A 16,639-nucleotide genomic window follows, 5' to 3' on the forward strand; every position below is an offset into this window, starting at 1 on the left:
TTCACTGATACTTCCATGATTCTGATAACAGGCGGCGCTGGCTTTATTGGCACCAATTTCATCCTAGACTGGGTCAGGCAGTCCGACGAGGGGATCCTCAATCTTGACAAACTCACCTACGCCGGCAATTTACAAAACTTGGCATCGTTAGCCGGCAACCCCCAGCATATTTTCACGCATGGGGATATATGCGATCAAGAGAAAGTCACAGCATTGCTGAACCGCTATCGGCCGCGCGCCATCATTCACATGGCAGCGGAGAGCCATGTCGACCGCTCGATTCATGGTCCCGAAGATTTCGTTCAGACTAATATCACGGGCACATTCCGATTGCTGGAAGCTGCACGCCATTACTGGAAAGATCTGACGCCACCGCAAAAGGCACATTTCCGCTTCCTGCATGTCTCAACCGATGAAGTCTTCGGCTCGCTCGATCAGCAGGCACCCGCCTTCACAGAAAATCACTGCCTGCGGCCCAACAGTCCCTACTCGGCCAGCAAGGCTGCCAGCGATTGTTTGGTGCGCGCCTATTTCCATACCTATGGCTTGCCGGTTCTGACAACGCATTGCTCCAACAATTATGGGGCATATCAGTTCCCCGAAAAGCTGATTCCGCTGATGATTACCAATGCATTGGCCGGAAAACCATTGCCCATTTACGGAGACGGCCAGCAAATCCGGGATTGGCTCTATGTCAACGACCATTGCAGCGCGATACGCCGCGTGCTGGAACAAGGCCAGCCAGGAGAAACCTATAATATCGGCGGATGGAATGAAAAGCCGAATCTCGAGATTGTGCATACCATTTGCGACATTCTGCAAACATACCGGCCGGCAGATTACCATGCCCTGATCACTTTTATCACCGACCGCCCGGGGCATGATCGGCGATATGCGATCGACGCACGCAAGATAGAACGTGAACTTGGTTGGAAGCCTGCCGAGACGTTTGCCACAGGCATCGAAAAAACCGTGCACTGGTATCTGGAAAATCAGGATTGGGTTGCAAATGTTCAATCAGGTGATTACCGGAAATGGGTCGAGATCAACTATGACGGACGTTCAATCCAGTGAAAATTTTACTCTTCGGAAAGAATGGCCAGGTCGGATGGGAGCTGCAACGCAGCCTGGCCCCGCTGGGTGAAGTGGTCGCACTGGGCAAAATGGATCATGCGCATTGCGGCGATCTGACTGACCAGGTAGGCATTGCCCGGACACTGCAGGCCATTCAACCCGACATCATCATTAACGCTGCGGCCTACACCGCCGTAGACAAAGCAGAAAGCGAAACGGATCTGGCGTATCGCATCAATGCCGAGGGGCCCGGCCTCTTGGCACAACAAGCCAGACGCCTTGGCGCATGGCTGATCCATTATTCCACAGACTATGTGTTTGACGGCAAGGGAAATCGCCCCTGGACAGAAGCCGATCCCACCTCACCGGTCAATGTCTATGGATTAAGCAAGCGCCAGGGAGAGGAACTGATCCAGCAAGCAGGCTGCAAGCACATCATCTTGCGTACCAGCTGGGTATACGCTGCCCAGGGGCAGAACTTTGCCAAAACCATCTTGCGTCTGGCGCGCGAACGCACGCAATTAACGGTCATCGACGACCAGATCGGCGCGCCTACCGGTGCGGAATTGCTGGCGGATGTCACGGCACAGATTGTCCCGCGACTTCATCAACAACCGGAATTATCGGGTTTGTATCATGTGGCGGCAAACGGTGAGGCTTCCTGGTACAGCTATGCCTGTTTTGTATTGGATTTCTGCCGCGAGCACCGTCTGCCAATCAAAGTGCAACCCGATGCGATCATTCCCGTTCAGACCGAAGCCTTTGCCGCCGCAGCCAAGCGCCCGCTCAACTCGCGCCTCAATACGGAAAAATTCCGCCGCACCTTCGAGCTGCACTTGCCGCCCTGGCAAACCGGGGTCACTCGCATGCTGACCGAACTGCTCCCGTCACGATAAACCGAATGGCCTGATTTTCTCTATCGCTCTATCGCAGGCGCAGTTCTCCACTGGTTTCAGCCAGTAAGCTGGAGGCCACAACCCGGCCAAAGCGTCTGGTAAAGCGCTCCATCAACCCTTCCTGCGCAGTGAAGTCAACGATACGCTCGGCCTGAATGATTTCCCGGGCAACATAGTCAGTACTGCCGAGCGCATCGACCAAGCCCAATTCGATGCCTTGCTCGCCGGTCCAGATCATACCGCTAAAAATATCGGGGTGATCCTTTAAACGGTCGCCCCTTCCCTTCTGCACCACCTGAATAAATTGCTGATGAATCTCCTGCAGCATGGACTGGGCATGTTCTCTCTGTCTGGGATTGGCAGGCAGGAAAGGGTCGAGAAATCCTTTATTTTCTCCAGCTGTCAGCAAACGGCGCTCAACGCCCAGTTTTTCGAGTGTGCCGGTGAAACCGAACCCATCCATGATCACGCCGACCGAACCGACAATACTCGCCTTGTCCGCAAAAATTTTGTCCGCCGCAACCGCCACATAATAGCCGCCTGACGCACAGATATCCTCGACGACCGCATATACTGGAATTTCCGGATAAAGCACACGCAACCTGACAATTTCATCATTGATCAATCCAGCCTGAACCGGGCTGCCACCTGGGCTGTTGATCCGCAGGATAACACCGGCAGTATTGCGATCCTTGAATGCTTTTTTCAGGCTGGTTTTGATATTATCTGCGCTGTTCAAGCTATCAGGCGTAATCTCGCCGCGCAAATCGACCATTGCCGTATGCTTATCAGTCACGCGCACGGTTTCGGTATCGAGCCAGCCCAACCCCCAAAAAAGCAGGATGAACAAGTAGGAAAAGGTCAGTAAACGAAAAAAAATGCTCCAGAGACGTGCCCGGCGTTGCTCTCTCAAGGAAGTAAACACCAATTTCTGCAGCGTTTCTTTTTCCCATTGATCCTTATTCGAATTGTCTGAGTCAGTCATAAGCGTAAAACATTCATCTTTAAAATTCAGTCGGCCCAAAAACCCGATCAGTAGTTAGGCGCTTCGTTAACAAAAATTTCAACCCGTCGATTTCTGGCACGATTGGCTGGCGTATCGTTCGGTGCGACGGGTTGATAGGAGCCACGGCCATCGACCTGGATACGCTGATTGGGCACCCCCCGGCTGACCAGATAATCGCGGGTACTGCCCGCACGGTTGAAAGATAACGGATTGTTGACGGCATCGGTGCCGGTGCTATCGGTGTGGCCAATAATCGTGACTTGCGTGCCGGGATTATTCAGTAGGCTGGTGGCGAAGCTGTCCAGAATTGGTTGAAAATTCGGCTTGATGCGGGCGCTGCCAGTATCGAACGAGATATCGCTGGGAATATTCAGCATCAAACGATTATCCGGTGTCTGCGACACCATGACGCCCGTGCCCGCTGTCGCAGCTGCCATTTGTCTTCTTTGTTCTTCCATGCGCTGAGACCAAAGATAACCGGCACCGGCACCCAGTGCAGCGCCTGCGCCGGCACCAATCGCGGCACCTTTTCCACCACCCGCCAGGGCACCAATCGCAGCCCCCGTACCCGCACCTATTAAAGCTCCTTGGCCAGTACCCCGTTGGGTTCCAGTCATATCAGCACAACCTGCGATCATGCATCCAGCCAATGCAACAGCCACCATTCTGATATTATTCATGGCAATACTCCTTATTATTAATTTGACACCAGATTGTACTCCAGCAGACGCAACAAAAAGGATAATCTGCCATCCGCTCCCGGCGTGTCAAGCAAATCAGAGCAACGGGTGCCCGATTGGGACAGCCGCCTGGGTCACCCACAGCAAGGATGATCCCAGCGCGATCAACAGCACGCCGCCAAACAACATCAAACCGGGAACCAGAAACAATTGCACCCCGGACTTCATTCGATCATTCCGCTCTATCCACTTCAGCAACCGGTCCCTGAAAACGATCGTGAGATAGGCCAGCATGGCAACCGTCATCCCCGTTCCCACTCCCATGGCCAGTGTCGCCATGATTCCAAAAATCTCGACCTGGACGACATAGGCATACATCAGCACGATCAAAGCACCGGTACATGGCCGCAACCCCATCGACAAAATGACCAATCCTCTTTGCCTGCTGTCCTGCCTGGCATCAGGCACATAGCTATGCTGACAACCGCAGGCATGTCCATGATCGGCATGAGCGTGGGCGTGAGTATGCTGTTGCTTCGGCTTTAGCTGTTTATAAAAAAACAACCAGGCACGCACGCAGATCACAGCCCCCAACAGGATAACCAGTAGATAGCTGGCCATTTCGATATTCGCTCCATATTGCTTGACGCTGGCAAGCGACAGATTCAGCAGCTGGACCAGGCTTGCAACCAGCACAATCGCAACTATCGCCTGCAGCATCGAAGCAAGAAACGAGATTTTAATTCCATGAGCAATCTGCTCGTTTTTCTGGGTACCCAAATAACCAACGATGACTGCCTTGCCATGACCTGGACCAATGGCGTGAAATACGCCATAGAGGAAACTGACCAGAATCAGACTCGTCCCGTAACGCCAGGGAGACGCTTCCACTTGAGAAATATGCGCAGTCAATCGCACATGGAGCTGTTTCTGCAAGGCCGCGATCGCGCTTGGCACTTCAGTCCAGGGGATCAGCAAGACCAGCAGTCCCACGCCCATCAACATGCCAAACCAGAGCCCATATTTTTTTAGATGTCTACCATTAATCAAAAGGTTCACCGTGATTCCCCCTGCCTTTCACACACTATCAATATTTTTTCCGCAAACGCCCGCCCCAGCCCATCTGTATCCCGTTCAGTTTGATCGAGCGAAAAGGCATAGGCGATCAACTCCTCGGTCAGTTTCGGCAATTTGAGTTGCTTGCTGCAAGACAGATTCGAAGCCTGCCGGATCGTGACATTATCCGCATGCTCATGGCTATAAGCGATGTAATAGGTTGGATCATAAACTGACCAACTCACGGTGCTGCCTGCCAGCACCGTCGGCTGCGTCATCTGAAAATGCATGGTCAGTTCCAGAAACTCCTGCCCCTCCGCTTTGACCACTTGCAAAGCATAGTGATCCGGCGCGGGAAGCTGAAGTTCTCGCTCATTTACTAACAGCACCGAGAAATACTGATACGGCGCCAAATTCTGGATCATGCGCCGCGCCTCGAATTCGAGTGCCTTGGGAAGTGGTTGCTGCCACTCATTAACCGTTTCCGCAATCAGGATGGCTGAAAAAAAGAAATCGAACCGCCAAGTCTGATTGACCGCTATCAGCTCACCCTCATCATTTGCCACAAACTCGCTGCGCATGGTCACCCAATTGTGCGGATGTGCCCCGCAAGGCGGAATCATCGTGACCCACCCAATGCAGCAAGCAAGAATACTTTTTTGTATCACCATCATCGCCTCATGATTTGAACATCCAGACCAGCGTACCAGTATTGAGACATATTGTTTTTTTAATTAATGAAGCGACTCCCCTCTCAGTTCATGCTTCGGCCAGGTGTGCTTTCTTGCCAACTCTTAGCAAAAACAAGCCATGGCAGTGGATGGCAATTATGCCCTGCCCTGCGACTCAACAACCGGCAACCGCGCGCAATGGCCCATCAAAAAGATCACATTCGGCCGATTAAGTTTCCCGGCATCGATCATTCACCGGGGTCAAAGCACCCCCGCTGCAAGATGAAAGCAGGCTGTATCCGGTTGGCGTCCTCCCGCCTGTCCGATGCGCAAACCGGGCATCAACTTACCCATGCTTTCTTGACATAAATATGTTATGTTATAACATAACAGATATTATTTGGAGCGACACATGTCACAACCCACCGAGCATGCCACAGCCAACATGATTTCTCCCCTCCCGCACCGCCTGCCGGTGACGGTCCTCTCGGGATTTCTGGGCGCAGGCAAAACAACTTTGCTCAATCACATCCTGTCCAATCGTGCCGGTCTGCGCGTGGCTGTGATCGTCAACGATATGAGTGAGATCAACATTGATGGCTCGTTGATCGAACGGGAAATCTCGCTCAATCGCGCGCAACAGAAACTGATACAAATGCACAACGGCTGTATTTGCTGCACCTTGCGTGAGGATCTGTTGATCGAGGTCCAGAAGCTTGCCCAGGCACGCCAATTTGACTATCTCGTCATCGAATCCACGGGTATTTCAGAACCGTTACCCATCGCTGAAACCTTCACCTTTGCAGACGAACATGGCGTCAGTCTCTCGGATATCTCCCGACTGGACACCATGGCGACCGTAGTCGATGCCGCGAATTTTCTCACAGATTTTGAAGAAGCCAAGACATTACAGGAAGCCGGGGAAACCCTGGGAGAAGAAGATGAACGCAGTGTCGCCGATCTATTGATCGACCAAGTCGAATTCTGCGATGTCATCGTGATCACCAAAACCGATCTCGTATCTAAGCACGAACTCGACCGGCTGCAGAAAATCCTGCGCGCCCTCAACACCCAGGCAGAAATTCTACTGGCCAGCAACGGCCAAATCGATGTCAGCAAGCTGCTGAATACCCGCAAATTCAGTTTCGAACACGCACAACAAGCACCAGGCTGGCTCAAGGAAATGCGTGGAGAGCATACCCCCGAGACTGAAGAGTATGGCATCGGCAGCTTCACTTACACAGCCAGAAAACCCTTTCATCCGCGTAAATTCCATGACTTTCTCCATCAACCCTGGCCGCAAGGCAAATTATTGCGTTCCAAAGGGTATTTCTGGTTAGCCAGCCGGCCGGACTACGCCGGCCAATGGAATCAGGCGGGTGGCATTGCCCGATATGGATTTGCCGGATTGTTCTGGAGCGCCGTGCCTAGGGAGCAATGGCCCGAAAACGAGGAATATCTCGAATCGATTCATGAAAAATGGCAGCAACCATTTGGTGACCGGAGGCAAGAGCTGGTTTTTATCGGTCAACGACTTGATCGCGAAAACATTTGCCAACAGCTGGATGCATGCCTGCTGACCGACGCTGAATTACAGGCCGGTCAGGCTTATTGGTCAACGCTGGAGGACCCATTTCCAGATTGGGAGGAAGCTTAGCATGCTGCAAACAGCCCTAACGATCGACAATCCCAACTTACAGTCAGCCAATGATTTTATCATTGGCCATGAACCCGGCGTGCTGGCGCGCATCTATGACAAAGGCATTCAAATGTCTGTCTTCAGGCGCACACTGGAAACAGAGGTACAACAGTATGCAAATTTTTTGCAGCGGGAACAGATTGGCTTTCAATTGACAAAATGCGTAAGCTTGCACCAGGTGGAATCCCTGCTGGCAACATCGCTACCCCGGCATGGCGCCAGACACCACTTCATACAAGATGTCTCGAATATAGTGGACATGTTTGCCTGCCTGCCTGTTTGGACTGGAAACCGTTGGTCTCAGATTGCATGTACTGAACAAAACCATGTGCCCACGCTTTCATATCGATCAAGTCCCCTGCCGGTTGATCACGACCTATGCCGGCCAGGGTACCGAATGGTTGGCGCGCAACGATGATTTGTCGCCCCGAACAGATAACGTACACATGTTGCTGGCTGGCGAAGTCGCCCTGCTCAAGGGCAAAGCCTGGATAGCCAACCAGGACCGCGGCGCCATTCATCGCTCACCCGCGTTGCAGCCTCAGGAAAGCCGGGTATTGCTGACGCTGGACTGGGCCGAATCCAGTGCCTGATCAAGCATGCCAGCTTCGCCAAGCATAGTACAAGACACTGCACACCACAGCGCCGATACAATGACAAATCGTGAATCAGTGGTCAAGGTCTATATACTTAGGAGTCGCTCATAAATAACTGTAACACTTATTCCTTCACGGCTCCTTACAAGCATTTATCATCAGCTGCCAGTGGCATAGACAGGCATTGCCAGCCAAATAAACAATCTGCCCAGCAGATTATATTTTTATGGAGATCAGACGATATGTCTGCGGATATCGATCAAATTATCAGGAAGACTGAAGAGATCTGTATATCAACCGGCGTCAAGCTCACGCCCAAACGCAAACACACGCTTCTGGTGCTGCTGACTGCATCAGTGCCACTCTCGGCCTACGAAATTGCCGAGCAATACAAAATAAAATTCAACGAAACGCTGCCGGTCATGTCCGTCTACCGAATCATGAATTTCCTGATTCAGGAGAAACTGGTGCATAAGCTGGAAACAGCCAATCGTTATGTGGCCTGTGCACATATTACCTGCGATCACCCACACGAAATTCCGCAGTTCTTGATTTGCGACCGCTGCCACACTGTCAAGGAAGTCGGCATCAAGAAGCGCATCATTTCCGAATTGAAGCACAGCATAGAGCATACCGGTTTCACCCTGTCCAGCCATCAACTGGAATTGCATGGCCTGTGCGAACAATGTCGCGGCCATACGCTGTGACTGGAATGCATTTTCCGCCCGGAAACAAACATGCCCATAAGATTTGAAGATTGGCGACACCGCACCGCTGACGCATGAAAACTGACGAGAGATTTTCCTGAATTTCAACCAGTCTGTCTTGAACAAATGCCAGCAAGCCCAGCAAACCAGCAAGGAGATCCGGCAATGAGCAATAATGCTGCAGCCGACAAACCCGAGATATCCACAGCGCCTCCTCGTAAATCGCTACAGGATGTGCCAACCGGCGAATACATGTGCGCCGAGCAACTTGCCTTTTTCCGGGAAATTCTGGAAAGCGAACAACGCAGCTTGCTTGATAATGCCCGACAAACACTGACGACCATACAGCATACCGAAACCGACCCGGACCCCAACGATCGCGCCAGCTCCGAAGAGAAATATCTGCTGGAATTCCGGGTCAGAGATCGCGAGCGCAAGCTGCTCAAGAAAATCGATGAGGCTCTGGCCCGAATCGAGACAGGTGAATATGGCTGGTGCCAGGAAACCGGCGAGCCGATCGGTATTCCCAGATTGCTGGCCCGCCCGACTGCCAGTCTCTGCCTCGAAGCCCAAGAACGTCGCGAACTGAAGCACCGCCAATATGACCACTGATTCCAAACCAGCACACAATCTCGTTCCGATCTGGGTTCTGTCCGGATTCTTGGGTAGTGGCAAAACGACACTGCTCAACCACTTGATCAAGCAACCCGATTTGCGCGACACGCTGGTCATCATCAATGAATTCGGTGAAACCAGCCTCGATCATTTGCTCGTTACCCATAGCGATGAAGACATGGTTGTCACACTGGATAACGGCTGTGTATGCTGCAATATTCGGCACGATCTCAGCACAACCCTCAAACAGGTCACGTGGCGCTTCTCCCGCAACGGCAAACGGCAATTCAACCGGGTTGTGATCGAAACGACCGGCTTGGCCGATCCGGCGCCGATTGTTCACACTCTCATGACGGACGAGACCCTTGCTGCCCATTATCGCCTCGAGGCGCTGATTGCCACAGTCGATTGCGTCAATGGCGCGGCAAGCCTTTCGCTTCACCCGGAAGCTGCCAAACAGATCGCCATAGCCGATTGCCTGATCATAACCAAAAGCGATCTCACCAGCCCCAAACAATTAGCCGAACTGCACCAACAACTTACTGCACTCAACCCCATTGCCCAGCACCTCACGGCCCTCAACGGCCGCATCGATCCTCATCAGCTGCTTGGACAGCGATTCTCGATCGACCAAACATCACCCGACATACGCACCTGGCTGGCCGGCAACAAGCACCCGGCAGCACCCACTGCGCGCGCTCGTTTACACTATCAACCCATCCGTCAACCCGGCCAGCTAGCCCAACCACTGCGCAACAAACCCCGCCTTTCCAACACACCATCCACATCCAGCCAAGGCGGACATGGCAATATCCAGACATTCTGTTTGACATTTGCAGAACCGCTCGCGCCAGATTTATTCGATCAGTGGCTGGGCTTACTGGTCGGTTTCAAGGGCAGCAACTTATTACGCGTGAAGGGATTCATAAACCTGAAGAACCGTGCTGGCCCTACCGTCATCCACGGCGTTCAGCACATTTTCCACCCTCCCGTGGAACTCGATGCCTGGCCGAGCGAAGATCGCTCCACTCGCATTGTTTTCATCACACGGGATCTTGACCCATCGATCATTGAGCGCACTTTCAATGCGTTTGCAGCCAAGCATATGCCATTGGAGTCAGAGTAAAATTATACCGGGCTATTCACACACTTTATCTTTCTTCCGCCAGCCAGCAGGTCGACCCGCTTTTCTGGCTGTTACCCGCCGACCCGTCAATTTTTCAATTTCCGCTTTAAATCGTTCATTGCCCAGTGCCAGCCCTTTGTTCAGCGTTTGTCGAATCTCTGTCAATAATTCTCCTTCGACATGTTGCTCGAATAATTGCCGGTATCTGGCCTGCCGCTCGCTTTCTGCATTGCCTAGCGCCACATACAGTGCATGCGGCGTGCATAGCTCGGAAACTTTGCCCTGCGCATTGCTAGCATAGCTTGACCAAACATAGTCAGACGGCTGTTCCACTATACCGGCCCGGACAGGATTCAGCTCGATATAGCGATAAAGCGCCAGGAGATAAATTTCCTCCTGAACCAGGCAGGACTTGTATCGCCCTTCCCAAAGGGTCCCAGTTCGTTGATAGCGGGAATTAAAATAACGCACAAACTGCCTCCCCAGTGTCTGCATCATTCGGCTGACCGCATTCTCCACTTGGGGCGTGCACAGCAGATGGATATGATTGGTCATGAACACCCATGCATGCACGTCGACCTGATATTTCCTCGACGCCTCTGTTAACCAATGCGCATAGGCTGCGAGGTCTTGTTCATCGGCAAAACAAACCTGCCGATTATTGCCTCGCTGCATAACATGCTGAGGCACACCAACCGGACACACTCTCGATAATCTTGCCATTTATTGCCTGCGATTCTTCAAATTGATGTGTAGACTGTAAAGTCTAGCAGATATTCATTTTACTCTGACCCCGAATACTTCCCAAAAGAAGAAGGTGAAACCAATGAGTGAATCAACCAGTCATCCTTACAAACTTAGCCATGTACATGCCCTTCCCGGTGAAGTGGTCTCCGAGAAACTGGGGAGTGGGCCAGGCGGACTGACCGAGGCAGAAGCCAGCGAGCGGATCGAATTGGTGGGACCCAACCGATTGCCTGTTGCGGACAAGGACAGTCTGATCAAGCGTTTTTTTAAACATTTCCACGATACCCTGATATACATTCTAATCGGGGCTGCAGTAATCACCGCCGCGCTGGGCCACTGGATCGATACCCTTGTCATTATGGCGGTTGTCGTGATCAATGCCATCATTGGCCTGATTCAGGAGGGCAAGGCCGAAGAGGCGCTCGAAGGGATACGCAAGATGCTTTCCGCCCATGCCCAAGTCAGGCGCGAGGGTGAATGGAAAGAAATCGATGCTGAAGACCTTGTGCCGGGTGATCTGGTGCGACTGCGCTCAGGCGATCGCGTACCCGCTGATCTGCGACTCTTGAATGCCAACAGTCTGCGTATCGAAGAATCGGCGTTAACGGGGGAGTCTGTCCCTTCCGATAAGCAAACAGATCCGGTGGCTGAAAATGCCGGGGTAGGAGATCGTTCCAGTATGGCCTTTTCAGGAGCGATTGTCACAGGCGGCCGTGGCACAGGGATCGTGACGTCGACCGGGGCCGAAACCGAAATCGGTAAGATCAATCGCATGATTGCCGAAGTGGAAACTCTGGCAACACCGTTGACCCGGCAGATGGCAGTCTTTTCCAAAATGCTGTCATTTGTGATCCTCGGGATGGCTGTACTCATGTTCGGACTGGGTTGGGTGCTGCATGACTACTCATTGCCAGAGCTATTTTTTGCGGCCATTGGTTTTGCCGTTGCCGCGATTCCGGAAGGGCTGCCCGCCATTCTTACCATCACACTGGCTATCGGGGTGCAAAGTATGGCAAGGCGCAATGCCATTACCCGCCAGCTTGCCTCGGTAGAAACACTCGGCTCGGTTACCGTGATTTGCTCAGACAAAACCGGTACGCTCACCCGCAACGAAATGACCGCCCGGCAAGTTATTACTCACCACCGCGAATATCAGGTCAGCGGAATTGGCTACGCGCCGGATGGAAAAATAACCTTTGATGGGGAATACGCTTCCCTGGAAGCGTATGGCGACTTGCATGCCGTGATAGAAACGATGGCTGTCTGCAATGATTCCGAGATCAAGCACAAGGAGGGGCATTGGGTTGTCATCGGCGAGCCGACCGAAGGGGCGCTCTGCACACTCGCGAAGAAGACTGATTTTGACCGCCATAACTATGACCGCATTGCTGCCATTCCCTTCGAGTCGGACAATAAATTCATGGCGACATGCAATCGCCTGCCCGGTGGTGGCGTGCGAATCTTCATGAAAGGCGCGCCGGACCGGCTCTTTGAATTTTGTTCGCACCAGCGTGGAACATCGGGCAAGCTCGAAACGCTGGACTGCGATTACTGGAACGGCTGGATCGAAACGCTCAGTGGTCAGGGGCTTCGCATTCTTGCAGCCGCCATGCGGGAGGCTCCGGACGACAAGACCGATCTCGGTATCGGCGATCTGGAAGAAGGAATGATCTTTCTTGGCCTGGTGGGCATCGTAGACCCACCTCGCCCCGAAGCGATTGAAGCCATCAACCTCTGCCGTGAGGCCGGTATTCGAGTCAAAATGATTACCGGTGATCATGCCGGAACTGCCTGTGCCATTGGCCGTGAGATGGGGATCACGGAACGCGATCATGCCGTGACCGGAGCTGAACTTGAAAAAGCGAGCGACGAGGAACTGCAGCGACTCGTCAGCGAGGTGGACATCTTTGCCCGTACCAGTCCCGAGCACAAGCTTCGCCTGGTCAAGGCACTGCAGGCCAATGGCGAGGTGGTCGCCATGACTGGAGACGGCGTCAATGATGCGCCCGCACTCAAGCGCGCCGATGTCGGCATAGCAATGGGCATCAAAGGGACAGAAGCAACCAAGGAAGCCGCAGACATCGTGCTCGCGGATGATAACTTTGCTTCCATCGAGCGCGCGGTGGAGGAAGGTCGAACCATCTATGACAATCTGCGCAAAGCAATTCTGTTTATTCTTCCGACCAACGGCGCCGAAGCGCTGGTCATTCTGATCGCTGTCTCCTTCGGCTGGGTGCTACCGCTCACGCCGGTGCAGATCCTGTGGGTCAACATGGTCACCGCTGTCACACTCGCGCTCGCGCTCGCATTTGAGCCTTCTGAGCCCGGCATTATGCAGCGCCCTCCGCGCGCCCCCGATGCACGCATTCTCGGCCTCCATTTCCTTTGGCGCATTGGCTATGTTTCCATTCTCATAGGCGGCGCAACCATCGCAGTATTCATTGTCGAACGCCGCTTCGATATGCCGATCGAACTTGCTCGTGCTGTCACGGTAAACACACTGGTCTGCGCACAGGTATTCTACTTGTTCAATAGCCGGTTCATGCACGAACCAAGTTATCGACTGGATCAGCTTTTCACCAACTCGGTAGTCTGGTTTGCGGTCGGGGTATTGATCCTGTTACAGCTTGGATTTGTCTATCTGCCTTTTATGCAAGTTGCTTTCGGGTCTGCACCACTAGAATTGCGCCACTGGCTCATCCCGCTTGGTGTTGGATTGGCAGTTTTTTACATCGTGGAATGGGAAAAAACCATTTTTCGCAGACGTTCACGGCTCGGTGCCAGGCACCAGGAGACTGCCCGAGACTGATTTACTGCGGACGAGCCTGGCTGAGCGGGATTTTTCGATCATTTGAGGCGAATAGTGGTTTTCTATTCAACGAGAAGGACCGGCAAATCCGGCCAGCCAGCTTCGCCCTCGCCACGATCGCTATTCTCGGACAGCCTCCTAGGCACCAAGGCTCCTGGTCTGCAGGCATTTGCGCCAATTCTTCGGGTAACAGGCGTGCATAGATTTCGATACCGTAGCCGGCAGAATCGCGCAACCACAACTCGTGCCATGGAGTGCCCTGCCAGGATATTCGCGATGATTTGACTGATTGGCCACACCGCTGATCTGGGCATGGAAATAGCTTTCAATTACGGCTGCCTGTTTCAGAGATGACGGTACAAGTCCAGCCCGCCTGCGATTTTCGGATCCACCTCGCAAACGGAGGCCGGATCTTTGCGGTCATAATCAAGCTGACACAGCACGGCACGAATCGCGTTGATTCGTGCGCGCCTTTTGTCGTCCCCACGCACGATTATCCAAGGTGCGCGGGAGGTATGGGTGCGGCGCAAGGTTTCGGTGATGGCGTCGGTATAGGCGTCCCAGCGTTTCAGTCCCTCAACGTCGATCCAGCTGAGCTTCCATTGTTTCAGCGGGTTTCTTTCACGGCTCAGGAACCGTTCCAATTGAGTCGCGCGACCGACGTTAAGCCATAGCTTGAATAGCTGGATTCCTTCATCAATCAACATATGTTCGAACGGCACCACTTGCATGAACCAGTGTTCACGTTGGGAGTGGGTGCAAAAATCAAAGACATGTTCCACTACCCCCCGGTTGTACCAGCTACGGTCAAAGAACACGATCTCTCCTGCCGCAGGAAGATGACTGATATAACGCTGGAAATACCATTGTGTAGCTTCGACTTCGGAGGGTTTGGGCAAAGCCACGATACGTGCGCCGCGAGGGTTGAGATACTCCCGGAATCGTTTAATCGTGCCGCCCTTGCCAGCGGCATCACGTCCCTCGAAAACGATGACCACCCGCGCACCACTCTCTTGCACCCAGTGCTGCAGGCGCACCAGTTCGATCTGGAGCGCCTTCAATGTCGTCTTGTAGTCTTTCTTTTTCATGGCGGACGGATAAGGGTAGCGCAGATTCGGGACGCCCTTCTTGCCGGCATCCTCGAGCACAGCACGTACCTCCTCCGAGGCTTCTTTCTTGAAAAAGTGAGTAATTGCTCCATCGAATGGTAATTCCATCGTTGCCTCCTCTAATATCGGTAATATCGGGGTCACGGTAATATCGGGGTCAGAGTAATATTATATTGGGCTATTTGTGCACCGTATCCTTCTTCCGCCAGCCGACAGGTCGACCCGCTTTTCTGGCTGTTACCCGCCGACCCGTCAATTTTTCAATTTCCGCTTTAAATCGTTCATTGCCCAGTGCCAGCCCTTTGTTCAGCGTTTGTCGAATCTCTGTCAATAATTCTCCTTCGACATGTTGCTCGAATAATTGCCGGTATCTGGCCTGCCGCTCGCTTTCTGCATTGCCTAGCGCCACATACAGTGCATGCGGCGTGCATAGCTCGGAAACTTTGCCCTGCGCATTGCTAGCATAGCTTGACCAAACATAGTCAGACGGCTGTTCCACTATACCGGCCCGGACAGGATTCAGCTCGATATAGCGATAAAGCGCCAGGAGATAAATTTCCTCCTGAACCAGGCAGGACTTGTATCGCCCTTCCCAAAGGGTCCCAGTTCGTTGATAGCGGGAATTAAAATAACGCACAAACTGCCTCCCCAGTGTCTGCATCATTCGGCTGACCGCATTCTCCACTTGGGGCGTGCACAGCAGATGGATATGATTGGTCATGAACACCCATGCATGCACGTCGACCTGATATTTCCTCGACGCCTCTGTTAACCAATGCGCATAGGCTGCGAGGTCTTGTTCATCGGCAAAACAAACCTGCCGATTATTGCCTCGCTGCATAACATGCTGAGGCACACCAACCGGACACACTCTCGATAATCTTGCCATTTATTGCCTGCGATTCTTCAAATTGATGTGTAGACTGTAAAGTCTAGCAGATATTCATTTTACTCTGACCCCGAATACTTTGAATGGCATGATGAGGATATTCAAGCGGGCAAGGCGGATGCCTGGCTGCCGCATGCGCTGGCTGTAAAATATCCCAATGCACTCCGTGAGTGGGGCTGGCAATATGTTTCTGCTGCAAGAAAGTATTCAATTGATCCACGCAGCCAAGCTGAGCGCCGTCACCATATCGACGAAAAATAGATACAGCGCCGCTTTGTTAGTAATTTTTGTAAGCACTCGACCGGTGACCAATTTTTACAATATTGACCACAAGCGTTGCATCTCTGATTTCATAGATAATTCGATACAATCCTTGACGAACTCTGTATTTTTCTTCACCAGATAATTTAATACATCCGTCAACTCTTGGGTCGATTGCCAGTTCGTCTATTCGTTGAAGTATTCTTTTAACATCATGATTGGGAACAGCTCTCAAGTCTTTGGCCACTGACGCTTTAAAGACAATTTTATATTTTGCCATGCGCCTTCAAGTCATTAATGAACGCCTCATAACTTATTTCCGGCTCGTTTTTACGCTCTACAAAAGCTTGCAAATCTTCTTGATCTTCAGCGATCAGCAATCGAACTGCTTCATCGACAATTTCAGAAACAGAAACATGTGAAGAAGCCGCTTTCATCTTCAACGCTTGATGAATGGAGGGCTCAAAATAAACTGTGGATCTTTTAGAAAGACTGCCCATTGGGTATTCCCCGCAATTAACATATTAAAGAATTACAGCATTATAACGCTATAGCGTCGTAGAATATAGGAACGTTAGCCCTGGTATTAGGGTAAGAGTAAAAGTAACTATTCAGCGAAAAAAATGCAAAAAGTGCTTGACAGGGTTTTTGTGTAAAAAAGCAAGATTACCGATACATTTGGAGTTGCCCGTCAGGGC

General features: G+C 52.3%; 17 protein-coding genes and 1 pseudogene. 9 read left to right on the plus strand and 9 right to left on the minus strand.

Translation table 11 applies throughout. From position 1 onward, the window contains the following. Positions 1–15 precede the first annotated feature (15 nt). Together rfbB and rfbD are read left to right on the plus strand one after the other, a co-directional pair. On the plus strand, positions 16–1,074 hold the full coding sequence (rfbB, locus tag BLV85_RS07790; RefSeq protein WP_090413967.1) for a dTDP-glucose 4,6-dehydratase: 1,059 nt from the start codon (positions 16–18) through the stop codon (positions 1,072–1,074). Further along, positions 1,071–1,970, plus strand: coding sequence for a dTDP-4-dehydrorhamnose reductase (gene rfbD, locus BLV85_RS07795; RefSeq protein WP_090413968.1), 900 nt, complete (start codon positions 1,071–1,073; stop codon positions 1,968–1,970). The genes rfbB and rfbD overlap by 4 nt, the downstream gene beginning before the upstream one ends. Before the next feature lie 28 nt (positions 1,971–1,998). Here the strand turns inward: rfbD and BLV85_RS07800 are convergent, their stop codons facing one another. From BLV85_RS07800 to BLV85_RS07815, 4 genes are all read right to left on the minus strand, one after another. Continuing rightward, a complete protein-coding gene (locus BLV85_RS07800; RefSeq protein ID WP_090413970.1) occupies positions 1,999–2,955 on the minus strand; it encodes a S49 family peptidase in 957 nt (318 codons plus the stop codon). 47 nt (positions 2,956–3,002) lie between these two features. Beyond that, positions 3,003–3,656 (minus strand): YiaD family glycine zipper/OmpA-like lipoprotein, encoded by a 654-nt coding sequence (locus BLV85_RS07805; RefSeq protein ID WP_090413972.1) that lies wholly within the window; start codon positions 3,654–3,656, stop codon positions 3,003–3,005. Between the two features lie 96 nt (positions 3,657–3,752). Then, positions 3,753–4,715, minus strand: a complete 963-nt coding sequence (locus BLV85_RS07810; protein ID WP_090413974.1) for a nickel/cobalt transporter — start codon at positions 4,713–4,715, stop codon at positions 3,753–3,755. Next, positions 4,712–5,386 carry a DUF1007 family protein gene (locus BLV85_RS07815; protein WP_090413975.1) on the minus strand — a complete coding sequence of 225 codons (675 nt, stop codon included), beginning with the start codon at positions 5,384–5,386 and terminating at the stop codon, positions 4,712–4,714. The genes BLV85_RS07810 and BLV85_RS07815 overlap by 4 nt, the downstream gene beginning before the upstream one ends. A 409-nt stretch (positions 5,387–5,795) precedes the next feature. Between BLV85_RS07815 and zigA the strand changes: the two genes are divergently transcribed. The 6 genes and pseudogenes from zigA to BLV85_RS07845 all read left to right on the plus strand — a co-directional run bounded on the left by zigA (position 5,796) and on the right by BLV85_RS07845 (position 10,126). Beyond that, entirely contained in the window at positions 5,796–7,040 is a 1,245-nt protein-coding gene (zigA, locus tag BLV85_RS07820) for a zinc metallochaperone GTPase ZigA (protein WP_245725134.1), read from the plus strand. A gap of 1 nt (position 7,041) precedes the next feature. Continuing rightward, positions 7,042–7,335: pseudogene (locus tag BLV85_RS15940) on the plus strand (DUF1826 domain-containing protein); the annotation flags it as partial. A gap of 10 nt (positions 7,336–7,345) precedes the next feature. Further along, complete coding sequence (locus BLV85_RS15800; RefSeq protein WP_281245733.1) at positions 7,346–7,675, plus strand: DUF1826 domain-containing protein; 330 nt, start codon at positions 7,346–7,348, stop codon at positions 7,673–7,675. A 245-nt stretch (positions 7,676–7,920) separates the two neighbouring features. After that, positions 7,921–8,385 carry a Fur family transcriptional regulator gene (locus BLV85_RS07835; protein ID WP_090413982.1) on the plus strand — a complete coding sequence of 155 codons (465 nt, stop codon included), beginning with the start codon at positions 7,921–7,923 and terminating at the stop codon, positions 8,383–8,385. A 165-nt stretch (positions 8,386–8,550) separates the two neighbouring features. Beyond that, positions 8,551–8,997: an RNA polymerase-binding protein DksA gene (gene dksA, locus BLV85_RS07840; protein WP_090413984.1), complete on the plus strand. Its 447-nt coding sequence runs from the start codon at positions 8,551–8,553 to the stop codon at positions 8,995–8,997. Further along, positions 8,987–10,126: a CobW family GTP-binding protein gene (locus BLV85_RS07845; RefSeq protein ID WP_090413986.1), complete on the plus strand. Its 1,140-nt coding sequence runs from the start codon at positions 8,987–8,989 to the stop codon at positions 10,124–10,126. Before dksA ends, BLV85_RS07845 begins: the two co-directional genes overlap by 11 nt. A 12-nt stretch (positions 10,127–10,138) precedes the next feature. Here BLV85_RS07845 and BLV85_RS07850 read toward each other — a convergent pair whose 3' ends face one another. Further along, a complete protein-coding gene (locus BLV85_RS07850) occupies positions 10,139–10,849 on the minus strand; it encodes a transposase (protein WP_090413988.1) in 711 nt (236 codons plus the stop codon). A gap of 103 nt (positions 10,850–10,952) precedes the next feature. Between BLV85_RS07850 and BLV85_RS07855 the strand changes: the two genes are divergently transcribed. Then, entirely contained in the window at positions 10,953–13,682 is a 2,730-nt protein-coding gene (locus BLV85_RS07855; protein WP_090413991.1) for a cation-transporting P-type ATPase, read from the plus strand. A gap of 344 nt (positions 13,683–14,026) precedes the next feature. On the opposite strand, the gene ppk2 is transcribed toward BLV85_RS07855, so the two are convergent. From ppk2 to BLV85_RS07875, 4 genes are all read right to left on the minus strand, one after another. Continuing rightward, entirely contained in the window at positions 14,027–14,899 is an 873-nt protein-coding gene (gene ppk2 / locus BLV85_RS07860) for a polyphosphate kinase 2 (protein ID WP_090413992.1), read from the minus strand. 70 nt (positions 14,900–14,969) lie between these two features. After that, positions 14,970–15,680, minus strand: coding sequence for a transposase (locus BLV85_RS07865; RefSeq protein WP_090413993.1), 711 nt, complete (start codon positions 15,678–15,680; stop codon positions 14,970–14,972). 277 nt (positions 15,681–15,957) lie between these two features. Next, complete coding sequence (locus BLV85_RS07870) at positions 15,958–16,221, minus strand: type II toxin-antitoxin system RelE family toxin (RefSeq protein WP_090413995.1); 264 nt, start codon at positions 16,219–16,221, stop codon at positions 15,958–15,960. Beyond that, positions 16,208–16,441: a CopG family transcriptional regulator gene (locus BLV85_RS07875; RefSeq protein WP_090413997.1), complete on the minus strand. Its 234-nt coding sequence runs from the start codon at positions 16,439–16,441 to the stop codon at positions 16,208–16,210. Before BLV85_RS07875 ends, BLV85_RS07870 begins: the two co-directional genes overlap by 14 nt. Positions 16,442–16,639: the final 198 nt, after the last annotated feature.

The organism is Nitrosomonas halophila (genome assembly GCF_900107165.1).
GTDB lineage: Bacteria > Pseudomonadota > Gammaproteobacteria > Burkholderiales > Nitrosomonadaceae > Nitrosomonas > Nitrosomonas halophila.